The organism is uncultured Collinsella sp., from assembly GCF_959026545.1.
Taxonomy (GTDB): domain Bacteria; phylum Actinomycetota; class Coriobacteriia; order Coriobacteriales; family Coriobacteriaceae; genus Collinsella.
The window spans coordinates 44,393-56,948 of record NZ_CAUFLV010000005.1; the positions used below are offsets into that span (position 1 = coordinate 44,393).

The 12,556-nt window shown below is 64.2% G+C and carries 9 protein-coding genes; 3 read left to right on the forward strand and 6 right to left on the reverse strand.

Annotated features, from left to right (window positions below; genetic code table 11):
* Positions 1–13: 13 nt before the first annotated feature.
* The gene (locus Q5Q88_RS03855) at positions 14–1,501 is read right to left on the reverse strand and encodes a lipopolysaccharide biosynthesis protein (RefSeq protein ID WP_199588866.1); all 1,488 of its coding nucleotides are present in this window, start codon (positions 1,499–1,501) and stop codon (positions 14–16) included.
* 259 nt (positions 1,502–1,760) lie between these two features.
* On the opposite strand from Q5Q88_RS03855, the gene Q5Q88_RS03860 reads away from it, so the two are divergent.
* The gene (locus Q5Q88_RS03860) at positions 1,761–3,332 is read left to right on the forward strand and encodes an L-lactate permease (protein WP_302741860.1); all 1,572 of its coding nucleotides are present in this window, start codon (positions 1,761–1,763) and stop codon (positions 3,330–3,332) included.
* A 285-nt stretch (positions 3,333–3,617) separates the two neighbouring features.
* Here Q5Q88_RS03860 and pckA read toward each other — a convergent pair whose 3' ends face one another.
* The 5 genes from pckA to Q5Q88_RS03885 form a co-directional block, all read right to left on the reverse strand.
* The gene (gene pckA / locus Q5Q88_RS03865; RefSeq protein WP_302741861.1) at positions 3,618–5,219 is read right to left on the reverse strand and encodes a phosphoenolpyruvate carboxykinase (ATP); all 1,602 of its coding nucleotides are present in this window, start codon (positions 5,217–5,219) and stop codon (positions 3,618–3,620) included.
* A 236-nt stretch (positions 5,220–5,455) separates the two neighbouring features.
* A complete protein-coding gene (locus Q5Q88_RS03870; RefSeq protein ID WP_118653159.1) occupies positions 5,456–5,935 on the reverse strand; it encodes a hypothetical protein in 480 nt (159 codons plus the stop codon).
* Between the two features lie 139 nt (positions 5,936–6,074).
* The gene (locus Q5Q88_RS03875; RefSeq protein WP_294159046.1) at positions 6,075–6,347 is read right to left on the reverse strand and encodes a metal-sensing transcriptional repressor; all 273 of its coding nucleotides are present in this window, start codon (positions 6,345–6,347) and stop codon (positions 6,075–6,077) included.
* A 7-nt stretch (positions 6,348–6,354) separates the two neighbouring features.
* Complete coding sequence (locus Q5Q88_RS03880) at positions 6,355–6,576, reverse strand: heavy-metal-associated domain-containing protein (RefSeq protein WP_118653163.1); 222 nt, start codon at positions 6,574–6,576, stop codon at positions 6,355–6,357.
* A 200-nt stretch (positions 6,577–6,776) separates the two neighbouring features.
* Entirely contained in the window at positions 6,777–9,116 is a 2,340-nt protein-coding gene (locus Q5Q88_RS03885) for a cation-translocating P-type ATPase (protein ID WP_302741863.1), read from the reverse strand.
* Positions 9,117–9,656: 540 nt separating this feature from the next.
* Here Q5Q88_RS03885 and Q5Q88_RS03890 point away from each other — a divergent pair.
* Together Q5Q88_RS03890 and Q5Q88_RS03895 are read left to right on the forward strand one after the other, a co-directional pair.
* A complete protein-coding gene (locus Q5Q88_RS03890) occupies positions 9,657–11,444 on the forward strand; it encodes a DEAD/DEAH box helicase (RefSeq protein ID WP_118653167.1) in 1,788 nt (595 codons plus the stop codon).
* Positions 11,445–11,712: 268 nt separating this feature from the next.
* On the forward strand, positions 11,713–12,414 hold the full coding sequence (locus tag Q5Q88_RS03895; protein ID WP_118653169.1) for a hypothetical protein: 702 nt from the start codon (positions 11,713–11,715) through the stop codon (positions 12,412–12,414).
* The last annotated feature ends 142 nt before the right edge of the window (positions 12,415–12,556 follow it).

Below are 12,556 nucleotides of genomic sequence, written 5' to 3' on the forward strand. Positions count from 1 at the left end.
GCAGCGCCGTGCATCAAGAGCGGAACGGCGAACGGTTGCGCTGCGAGAGGTTTTGCCTGATGCGGTAGTACTTGATGCCGAGGAGCGTCAATAGGAGTGTCATCGACGCGAGGTAGCCTATGACCGCGCCGTCGAGGCCTATGATCCAGATGAGCGCCGTGGGTACGACAAGGGCGAACGCGAAGGTGATGAGATAGGGTTTGGTCGCCGAGCTCTGATGACGCAGGACGGTGATGATGGCGTAGAGAAAGTCGATCGACGCGCTCACGCCTCCCGCGATGATCATGAGGTTCGCCGCCACACGGTATCGCTCGAAATCGATGCCGTACATGAAACTCATGACCGATATGCCTATCCAGCCCATGAACACGAGGGTCCCCAGGGTGAGCAGGGTGATGACGCCCAACATGGCGAGCACGATGAGGTCAAAGCGCTTGCGACGGCGTGGGTTGGACCAGATGTTCGCCAGCCTGAGCAGCTGGGGTTTATACATAAACCCGGAGGCGAGCAGAATGCCCTGCGCGGGAAAGAAGAGCGCGTTGAAGTAGAGCTGGTTATCGTAAGAGAGCATGCCCTCCATGGCGAACTTGGGCAGGCTCTCGATGAGGTTGAAAAGGAAAACCGCGGAGAACAGCGGGAAGCAGTGGCGGAAGAGGGAACCCACCTCTCCCATATTCCACGGGCGCGACCCTTCCGTTTCGAGCAGCGCGAGGGGAATGGAGACGAGGATGAGCGAGGCGACGGCGGCGATGGCCATTCCTGCCGCCGCGACGGCGCAGCTCCTGGTGAGGAACAGCAGGATGCAGAATGCCGCCATGGAGGCAAGGGAGCGCAGTGCCTGGCTGATGCCGGCGAGATAGAGTTTGTCCGCCTGCTGGAGACGACCCTCGTATACGTCGGCGAGGCCGTCGACGATCTTGTAGACGTAGACGCCCATGGACAACATGAGCATGCCGGGGCCGTAATCGCGAATGGTGCAGTACAGGAGTCCCATCACGAGTGCGATGATCGAGGTGATCCAGCGATTGAGCTGATAAGAGGCGAAGGAGTTCTTCTCGTCGATGTCAGATACTTGGAACGTCCGCACGCCGTAGTTCGACAGGAACATGAGCAGGGTGCCGGCGGCGAACGCCATGGAGAAGCGTCCTGCCTGTTCGGTGCCGGCGAGTTGGGTGGCGACGACGGTGAGCACGGGAAAGACCATGCCCCATACGCCGATGCCGATGGTGTTCCACACGTAGTCGCGCCGTGTTTCGCCGCTTTCGTACTCTGCCTCCTGTGCGGAGAGCCCACCGTCGTAAATCGATTCGATAAGCCGCGTCCACCAGGCATTCGCCAGGCGTGCGAGTGGACCAGGTTCGCGCGGGGAGGGTTGTTCCGCGGCTTCCGTGCGCGAGCTGCTGGGTCGTCCGCCTGCGATATACGCGCGGTTGCCATCTCCGTGACGCGTGTGGAGATCGCGGATTTTGACACGGAGGTTGTCGAGCGGATGTGAAGGCACGGGCATTCCAATCGGTTGGGTTGCTCGGAAGTATAGCCCCTTTGTTTTCCGAAGGGCGGCGTGGACGATTTGGAAGCGGCCCGATACGGACGGAGTCGACCGGAGCGTACGGCGGTGCGTCCCGACGGGGCGTCGGTTGGGGTGAGCGGGTGAGTGGTACTATGGTCCGGCGCGCGGCGGTGCGGTTGTTCAGCACGAGGCGTATGGCTCGTCGCGCATTGGACTCATTGTCGGATATCGGATGTCGTTAGGAGCCGTTTTGTCAATTGCCGACCTTGCCATCCCCTTCATATTGGCCCTTTTGCCCATCGTCTGGTTGATCGTCGCGCTCGTGGCGCTTCGCCTTCCCGCGTGGAAGGCGGCGTCGGGATCGTTCGTCATTTCCTGTGTGCTCGCGCTTGCATGGTGGGGCATGCCCATCCCCGAGGTCGCCACGGCGAGTCTCGAGGGCTTTCTCATGGCGCTGTGGCCTATCGTGCTCGTGATCATCGCGGCGGTCTTTACCTATAACCTGTGCGTCCGCACGGGGGCCATGGACGTGATCGGGTCGATGATCACCTCGCTCTCGACCGATCGCCGCGTTCTCGCATTGCTGGTCGCTTGGTGCTTTGGTGGCTTCATGGAGGGCATGAGCGGATTCGGGACCGCCGTGGCGATTCCGGCGGGCATGCTCGCGGCACTCGGTTTCCCAGCGTTGCAGGCAGTTCTCATCTGCCTGGTCGCCAATGGCGTTCCCACCTGCTTCGGTTCCGTGGGCGTTCCCACCGTGTCGCTCGCGGGCCTCACGGGGCTCGACCCGGTTTGCCTTGCCTTTACCGAGATGGTTCAGCTTGCGCCATTTTTCGTCATCGTTCCGTTCATCGTCGTGTTCCTCGCCGCCGAGACCGGTGAGGAGTGCGCGCCGGGTGCCGGCGTGGGTACGCGTCTCGGCGGCGTTTGGCATATCGCCCTGGCGTCGGGTGTCGCCTACGCGCTGCCGTCCTTGGCGGTCGCGGCGTTCGTGGGGCCTGAGCTCACGGTTGTGGTCGGCTCCCTGTGCTCGCTTATCGTCACGGCGTTGTTGGCGCGCCGTCCGGGCGCGGCACGCGACGAGTATCGCATGGAGATCGCATCGACCGAGAAGGCGACCTTGGCAGGTGCCCTGCGTGCATGGTCGTGCTTTATCTTGATCTTCGTGCTGCTGCTCGCGACCTCGAAGCTCGTGCCGTCCCTGAACGCGTGGCTCGCCCAGTTCTCGAGCTCGGTCACGATCTTCTCTGGTTCCGATCCCTCGACCGTCACGTTCACGTGGATCAACACACCCGGCGTTTGGATCTTCATCGCCGCGTTCATTGGCGGCCTCATCCAAGGTGCGGCTCCGCGCGTGATGGGCGAAGTGCTTGCCGCCACCGTCAAGCAGATGATGCCCACGGTCATCACCATGCTCGCCGTACTCGGCTGCGCGAAGGTCATGGGATACGCCGGCATGATTTCGGCCGTGTCGTCGTTTTGCATCGCGGTCACCGGCTCGTTGTTCCCGTTGATGGCGCCGGTCATCGGCGCGGTAGGCGCGTTCGTCACGGGGTCTGGCACGAGCTCGGGGCTGTTGTTCGGCTCGGTGCAACAGCAGGCTGCGGAGGCACTCGGCATGGACTCCTACTGGATGGTGGCGCTCAACTCGCTCGGCGTGGGCGCGGGCAAGATGATCTCGCCGCAGACGCTCGCCATTGGCCTGGCTGCCGTCAAGACCGTGGGTGTGGAGGGAAAGCTCCTTGCCCGCGTGATGCCCATCGCCATCGTGTTCATGGTGTTGATGGCCGCCCTCGGCCTGGGTGGGGCGCTGCTGCTCTAAGTGCGGCTGATCCCGTCGCCGCGAGGCCCTGCGGGTTTTCCCTTCGCGCGTGGTTCCGCTTCGCTCCACAAAAACGCGCTGCGGGGAAACCCTCCGGCGCCTCGCGGCTGCGTTGCCGTAGCTCAGGCTCCGGGGCATTCTCCCGTAGACCGTTTTGTGGAGCGCAGCGGAACCACGGTCGAAGGGAGTATGCCCCGGAGCCTGAGCGGTGAGGTCGCCGGCGAAGAAGGAGCCCCGTGCAGGTGGGTGCACGGGGCTCCTTTTCGCTTGCTATGACGTGGGACCTTAGGCGCGCGGGCCTGCGTTCTTCACGTTCTCGGGCAGGTGGGCGTACTTCTTCTCGAAGTTCTCCTGGAACATGCCGGCGAGCTTCTTGGCGGTCGCGTCGTACTCCTCCTTGCTCGCCCAGCACTTCCACGGGACCATGACGTCGTCCGGCACGCCGGGGCAGGTGGTGGGGATGTCCAGGTTGAAGACCTCGTCGTGGATGAACTCGGCATCCTCGAGCGAGCCGTCGAGCGCGGCGTTGACGTTGATGCGGTTGTAGATGAGCGGGATGCGGTGACCCACGCCGTAGGAGCCCTCGACCCAGCCGGTGTTGACCAGGTAGACGCGGGTCTTGCCTTCGGCGATGCGCTCGCCGAGCATGTCGGCGTAGACCATCGGGTCAAGCGGCATGAAGGGCTCGCCGAACAGGGCGGAGAAGGTGGGCACGGGCTCCTTGATGCCGAGCTCGGTGCCGGCGACCTTGGAGGTGAAGCCGCTCACGAAGTGGTACATGGCCGCATCGGCGGACAGGCGGGCGATGGGGGGCAGCACGCCGAAGGCGTCGCAGGTGAGGAAGATCACCGCGGTGGGCTCGCCGCCCACGCCCTCGAGGCAGCTGTTGGGAATGTGCTCGACGGGGTAGCCCACGCGGGTGTTCTGCGTGAGGGAGACGTCGTCGTAGTCGGGGTCGCGGTGCTCGTCGAGGATGACGTTCTCGCACAGGGCGCCGAACTTGACGGCGCGGAAGATCTCGGGCTCGCGCTCCTCGGTGAGGCCGTCGCACTTGGCGTAGCAGCCGCCCTCGATGTTGAAGATGCCCTCGCCCATGGCCCAGCCGTGCTCGTCGTCACCGATGAGCAGGCGCTTGGGGTCGGCGGACAGGGTGGTCTTGCCGGTGCCGGACAGGCCGAAGAAGACGGCGGTGTCGTGCGTGGCGGGGTCCATGGAGGCCGAGCAGTGCATGGGCAGCACGTGGTCCTCGACGGGCAGGAGGTAGTTCATGACGGAGAAGACGGACTTCTTGATTTCGCCGGAGTACTCGGTGCCGGCGACGACCACGGTGCGCTCGGAGAAGTTGACGAGCACGGCGGCCTCGGAGTTCAGGCCCTCGATGGCAGGATCGCACTTGTAGCCGGGGGCGGCGAGGATGGTGAAGTCGGGCTCGCCGTAGGCGGCGCGCTCCTCATCGGTGGGGCGGACGAGCAGTTGGGTGATGAACAGGGCCTGGCTGGCGCGCTCGCAGGCGACCATGAACTTGCGGGCGTGGCCGCGGTCGGCGCCGGCGAGGCCGCGCACCACGTAGAGGTCGCGCTCGGAGAGGTAGGCGGCGACGCCGTCGCGTACCTTCTCGTAGCTTTTCTGGGAGATGGGAACGTTGACGTTGCCCCAGGCAATGGTGTCGTGGACGTCGGGGGTGTCTACCACGAAACGGTCCTTGGGGCTGCGACCGGTGTACTTGCCGGTTTCGACCACAAGGGATCCGTTGGAGGCGAGCTTGCCCTCGTGATGGGCGAGGGCCTGCTCGACGAGTTCGGCGGGGACCATGTCCACATGGACAGAGCCCTCGGCAGCGTTGACGCCGTAGCGGTCCAGCACCTGGGTGACGGAATCAATAGACATGTCGATCCTCCTAAAGGACGAGCGGGGCAGCGGTCATTCGATGTGCCGTCTCGATGCCGCGCGCTCAAGCGCGTGCGCCACCTGTCGTTTGCGAGAATCTGCGCACCGAAAAACGTTTTACCGTTCCAACGCTCCTATTGATACCCCATGCGCCGTGCGGACATGTGATGGAGTCGGCAAGGGTTGCGCGTCATTCGGCGAGCGGTAGTTTATTCAGTAAGCCGGCCATGGGCGCCTTAGGACTTGGTTTCCATCTTGGAGTGGCAGCGCGGGCAAGTGACGCGGATCTTGCCCTTACCCTTGGGGACGGAGAGGATCTGACCGCAGGTGGGACATTTGAGGAAGTGCGAGGTCTTGCGCTCTTTCCACATCTTTTGGGCGGTGCGCTTGGCACGGTTGAAGTCGGTTCCGGCGGGTTTTGCGGCATTGCGTGCGGATGTCCTGGCACCCGCACGACTTGCCCCGACGCTCTTCACGTAATCGCCGAGGACGGGCACACGCGAGGCGAGGGAGAGAAAACCGTCGTTTTCCTTGCGGCGGGCCGCCTCGTTCTTTGAGAACGCGCGGGCGAGCGCGACGAGGATGCTCGCGAGCGCCAGCCACGTGAGCGGGTCGAACTTGGCGATGGTGCCGATGAGGGCGAGCAGTAGCCCCAGCGCGCCCAGGACCCCGGTGAGCTCGTCGACGCCGTAGCGGTCTTTCATGAAGTCGTTCATCTGTGCCTTCCGTTCCTACGTGTGCGCCTGGTTGCGGGCTGCCTTGGCGGTGCTGCGCTCCTCGGTGCGGCGGTGTGTCGTCGGCGTGTCCATTGCCGTTACCGTACCCGATAATAGCCCGCTCGTGCCGCTCAATATCCTATTTCGCGAGCTTTTCGATAATCCTCTCGACTTCGGCGAGTTTCTCGGCCTGCTCCGCCTCGCTTCCGCATGTCGCCGCGCGGCGCACGCAACCTTCGATATGGGCCTTGAGGACGTCGGCATTGATGCGCCCGATGAGCGACTGGGTCGCCATGAGTTGCGTGGAGATGTCAACGCAGTAGCGGTCGTCCTCGACCATCTTGATGATGCCGTCGATTTGCCCCCGCGCTGTTTTGAGGAGTCTCAGCGTGCGCTCGTGGTCGGCCATCATGGCGCGCTTACACCTCCTCTACGGTCAGGGCGTGGAATTTCTCACCGGCAGCCTCGACGGCGGCGGTAAGCTGATCGGGCGAGACGGCATCGGAGCATTCGACGGTGACGGTCTGCGTCTCGTGATCGGCCTCGGCGTCCGTCACGCCCGCAACGTTGAGCAGGGCGGTCTCGACGGAGGCATCGCAATGGCCGCACATGAGGCCTTCGGTCTTGATGATGTAGTTCATGTTCGTTCCTTTCCTTGTTGGAAGCCGCGAATCGGGCGATTTTGTAACGAAAAACGGAATGCATCGAGTATAGGGCGGTTTCGCCACCATGTGACCAGCGGTTATTCCGATGAACAGACCTCTCTACTCGGAGCGTCTCGATATTCGTTACATAATCGTCCGATTTGCGGCAAGTTGACGGTCTGGAATCCGCTTGCGCGTCAAGTTCGGGGCTTGAAGCCGCGCAGGCGCAGGGCATTCCCCACCACGCACAAGCTCGACAGGCTCATCGCCGCTGCGCCGAACATCGGTGAGAGCTGCCAGCCGAGCATGGGATAGAACACACCCGCAGCCAGCGGGATGCCCAGGGAATTGTAGAACAGCGCCCAGAACAGGTCCTGCTTGATGTTGCGGATGACGGCGCGGGAGAGCTCGATGGCGCGAGCGACGTCGAGGAGGTCACTTCTCATGAGCACGACGTCCGCCCCCTCCTTGGCGACGTCGGTGCCAGCTCCGATGGCGAGGCCCACATCGGCGCGGGCGAGGGCAGGGGAGTCGTTGATGCCGTCGCCCACCATGGCGACCGTCTGGCCGGCAGCCTGCAGCTCGCGTACCACACGCTCCTTGTCGGCGGGTAGGACGTCGGCGATGACGTTGGCAACGCCCACGCGCTCGGCGATGGCGCGCGCGGTGAGTTCGTTGTCGCCGGTGAGCATGATGGACTGGATTCCCAAACGCCTCAATGCCGCGATGGCGTCCGTGCTGGTTGGTTTGACCTCGTCGGCGACGGCGATGATGCCCATGATCTCACCGTTCTTGGCGAAGAAAAGGGGCGTCTTTCCCTGAAGGGCGAATCGTTCGAGTTCGTCGTGGTCGATGTCGATGCCCTCATCTGCCATAAGCGTGGCGTTGCCCGCAGCAATGCGGTTGGTCCCCTCGAATGCAGTCACGCCACGGCCGGGGATGGCTTGGAATGCTTTTACCGAACGCGCGACGATGCCGCGCTCCTCCGCGCACGCCATGATCGCCTCGGCGAGCGGATGCTCACTGCTGCGCTCGAGGGCGGCGGCGAGTTTGAGGAGCCCCTTCTCGGTTATGGCGGCGGTGCCGTCCGCACGTTGTGCGGGAAGGATGTCGGTTACGACGGGCTTGCCCCGCGTGATGGTGCCGGTCTTGTCGAGCACCACCGTTTTCACGCCACGCAGCGTCTCGAGGGCCTCGGCGCTTTTGAACAAGATGCCCATCTCGGCACCCTTGCCGGTGCCCACCATGATGGCGACGGGCGTGGCGAGTCCCAACGCACAGGGGCAGCTGATTACCACTACGGCGACTGCCGCGGTGAGTGCCTCATTGACGTTTCCGCCGGTGGTGACGAGCCATATCGCGAAGGTGGCTGCGGAGATGATGAGCACTGTCGGCACGAAGACGGCGGCGACCTTGTCTGCCAGGCGCGCGATGGGGGGCTTCGTGGCGTTGGCTTCCTCGACGAGGCGGATGATGCGGGCGAGGTTCGTATCGGCTCCGACGCGCGTTGCGCGGAAGGCGAAGGATCCCGTGCGATTGACTGTGGCGGCGCTCACGGTGTCGCCGGGTGTCTTTTCCGCCGGGATGGACTCGCCCGTGAGGGCGCTCTCGTCTATGGAGGACGAGCCCTCGAGAACCACGCCGTCCACGGGGACGGTTTCACCCGGACGCACTAAGATCACCTGGCCGGGCTTGATGTCGTCCGCGTTCACCACCGTCTCGACACCTTGCTCGTCCACGATGGTTGCGGTCTTAGGTGCGAGGTCGATGAGCGCCTCGATGGCCCCACCCGTCTTTGACTTGCTGCGGGCCTCGAGGTACTTGCCAATGGTTACCAGCGAGAGGATGGTTCCCGCGCTTTCCAGGTAGAGATTGTCCATGCCGATGGTGTGGGCACTCATGGGGTCGCCCGCCGCGAGTTCCGCCGCGATGCGGTAGATTCCGTAGATGGACCAGCCTACGCTGGCGGTGGCGCCGATGGCGATGAGTGCGTCCATGGTGGGAGCACCATGAACGAGCGACTTGAAACCGTTGATGAAGTAGGCATCGTTGACGTAGAGGATGGGTGCGAGTAGCAGCAGTTCGGTGAGCGCGAGGTTCATGACGTTCTCATGCGCGCCGAAAAATGCCGGCAGCGGCCAGCCGAGCATGTGCCCCATGCCCAGGTAGAACAGGGGGATGAGGAACACGATCGAGGTGATGAGGCGCCCGCGCATGGCACGCGCGGCGGCCTCAAGCTTCTTGGTGGGGGAGACGAGGGGTGCTGAGACGGCGTTCGCGTTGACACCGGGCATGGTTGCCCCTGCCGCGCCGGCGCCAGCTCCGCCTACGGGCGCCGCCGAGTAGCCCGCACGGTCGACGGCGTCGCAGATGTCGTCGTCGCTGAGGAGCGTTTCGTCGAAGGTGACCTGCATGCTGCCCGAGAGCAAGTTGACGGCGACGTCGGTCACGCCGTGCAACTTGCAGACGGCCTTCTCGACGTGTGCCTGGCATGCCGCGCACGTCATGCCGCCGACGTCGAATTTCTCCTGAGCCATGTGTAGCTCCTTTCGTAGCAATGTCACGGTTGAGTATACCCCACCCCCCGGGGGTATTTGATTAGAATGTCGATTTGCTTCCAAGGCGAACCCCGGGCGAGCCCGGGGCCGATCGCGACCGACCCTTGTGTCTGCGGGAACTTGGAGTGGGGTGCTCCGCGAAAGTGAACTCTCGCGGAGCATTTTGCTCGAAAGGGCGGGGAAATCGACGCGAGAGTTAACTTTCGCGATGCCTGTGCGCGGGGGGGGGATGGGTAGCGTAACGTGGGGTTGTGTAATTTAGGGACAGTCCCCTTTTTGCACATCGGGTGCCCGTATACTTGCCTGCGGTGGAATCTGCTCCATGCGTTACGCATGCGCCCGCAATAGCCTGAGAGGCTGCAGGGATATGCCGGTTGCGAACGTGCTCCACCGCGCGGACCGGCCCGCGCAATTGCTTGTTATATGAACCTCCTTGCGCGGACGGTTTGACGAGCGCGCCCCGTTGCCGGGCGCCGCTGTGTTGAGGCCCACCGCGCGGAAACGGAAATTCACACCCCCATGCCGCTGTTTATTAAGAAGAACACGAAAAAGGACGACGCCATCGAGACCGTCGAGGTACGCGAAACCAATCTCGCCTCCTCGTCCGATCAAGACGCCGGCCCCGAGACCACGTTCGCCGACCTTGGCCTGTCCGAGCAGGTCCTCTCCGCCGTTGCCGATATGGGCTATACCGCCCCGACGCCCGTGCAGGCTGCCTCGATCCCGCACGCACTCGATGGCGAGGACGTGCTTGCCGCTGCCCAGACGGGCACCGGCAAGACCGCGGCGTTTTTGCTGCCCACCATGAACAATCTGCCCCATGTGCCCCGTTCCCGCGCGCGTGGTAAGGTCGCTCCCCAGGGTCCGCTCATGCTCGTGGTCACGCCCACGCGTGAACTTGCCCAGCAGATCGAGGACGTGTGCCGCTCCATTGCGCACCACACCGGGCATACCAGCGTGACCGTTGTGGGCGGAGTGAGCTACAACCCGCAGCGTGACAAGCTCAAGCGCGGGTGCGACATCCTCATCGCCACGCCGGGCCGTCTACAGGACCTCATCGATCAGGGCGCGTGCATGCTCGACCAGGTGCAGGTACTCGTGCTCGACGAGGCGGACCGCATGCTCGACATGGGCTTTCTGCCCGCCGTTCGCCGCATCGTGGGCTACACGCGCGATGATCGCCAGACCCTGTTGTTCTCCGCAACGCTTGACGATGCGGCAGTTGGCTCGATCACCGACCTTGTGCACGATCCCGCCCGCGTCGAGATCGCCCCGGTGACCTCGACGGCGGAAACGGTTGAGCAGTACGTGCTCCCGGTTTCCCTCGAAGCGAAGAACGCCTTGCTCGCCCGTGTACTCAAGCGCGAGGGGGCGAGCCGCGTCATCGTGTTCTGCCGCACCAAGCACCGCGCCGATGCTTGCAGCCGCCGTCTTGCGCGTGCGGGCATCACCTGCGCTGCCATTCACGGCGACCGCAGTCAGGCCCAGCGCGAGCGGGCCCTCAAGGCGTTCCGCGCCGGGGAGTGCGACGTGCTCGTGGCCACCGACGTCCTCGCCCGTGGCATCGACATCTCAGATGTGCGCTACGTGGTGAACTTCGACGTCCCCACCGACCCGGTGGATTACATCCATCGCATCGGCCGCACGGGCCGCGCGGGTGAGGAGGGCTGGTCCCTGACATTCGTGACCCCCGATGATGTCGCCGAGTTCTACGACATCGAGGCAGTCATGGGCAAGACCGCCGCGCTCTTCGATGCGGACGGCTTCGAACTCGGAGCGTCCGCGCCCGAGGTCGACCCCAACCGCGTGCCCGCCAAGGCACCCGCGGGCAAGAAGGAGAAGAAACGCCGCCGCAAAGCGAAGGCCAAGGCGGGCGCCGGTTCGCGAGCCGAGTCCCGAGGCGGTTCCCGCTCTGGCTCGAATGGGGAGGCCCATGGCAAGGTGTCTTCCGATACCCGCGCGGGTGCATCTCGACGTGCTGAGGACGAGGCCAAGGCCAAGCCCTCCCGGAGGAAGCGCAGCGGTAAGACCCGGGTGCGTGCGGACGAGGGCGACGCTTCCGTCGAGCTGTTGACCGCTTCCGAGGCGCGTACCGCCTCCCGCCCCTCGCGCACTGGCGCGAATCGTCGTTCCACCTCATCAGGCGGGCGCGAGGCGTGGCGCAATTACGATGAGCCCAGCGAGCGTCGTGGTCGCGGCGGCCGAGGCGCCCGCAAGGCATCCAATCCCCACGGCGGCCGCGTCGACCGCGGGGGCTCGGCTTCGCGCACCGGTCGCCGCCCGGGGGACCGCGGTGGTCGCCGATAACCCTATTGCGCGATTTCACACGTCCTTCACGGGCGTGATACGCAAGTTCTGTGGAGGGGCGCGCCGGCTTCGTTATCGAGCTGGTGCGCCCCTCGCGCTGCAACAGGGCGTTGTCGGACTCTGGTCGGATTCGTGTCGGGACATGGTCTGGGAGCGTGCCCAATCTGTACAGGCGGCATGCCTCCGATTTGCCGCTGCACGCCGGTGACGCCCTCTCGCGCCATAGCCTAGGGGTGTACGGGCATCGCCGAGCCGTAAGGGGGGCACCATGTATCAACTATCCGCCGTCGACCGGGACATCCTTGATTTTGCCGAGTACTGGGGCGCGCGCAAGGCGCGCTGGATCGACGCCGCCTCGTCGGAGTTCGAGGAATACGTGCATCCCTTTGCGATGCGCATGAGGAGCCCCTTGCCCCGATACCTCGCCATGACGAACATCTACTTCACCGAATGGGCCTTGTTCGAGCGCCCCCTCATTGACGGGCGCACGCCGCTGCAGCTCTATATCGAGCAGTCCGCCCGCACCCTTCCCGAGGATTCGCTCGATCGTATGAGACAGGTCGAGCGCACCCAGTTCTTCTCGCGTTTCTCGATTGTCGAAAAGGATGTGGCGGCGTCTCGCGTACGGCTGGTGGATGTTTGGACGGGAAGTGCCTACGAGGTCCTCGATCCGGTGATCTGCTCGACCGAGCGTTGGCGCGAGGGCACCATCGCCGAGCGCATCGCGTGCGTGGACGGCATCTGGTGCCCTGTGGGGCAGGCGCGCCTGTACGACTGCGCCCCTGTCGGCCAGTCGATCCAAGATGACTTGGGGGAGCCTCGGGACGTTGGTGCGCAGGGCGAGGAAGCGGGCAGTTACTATCTGCACCTCCTGCGTGACGTGATTGGCGTTGATGGTCGCTTTTCCAATACGCTTAAGTTGGTGGAGGTAGATCCCGAGGCCGATCTCGAACCGGCTTCCGCCGTCTAGCACTCTGCCGCTAGGATGCCGCTCGCATACGTCTCGGCGATGGCCGGGGCGGTGGGTGAATCACTGTCTGTGGGGCCGGGAGGTATCGCGGTCGCGTTCTTCGCGCGGGAGTAGCGGGGGTCTATCCACAAGGGGCTGTTTC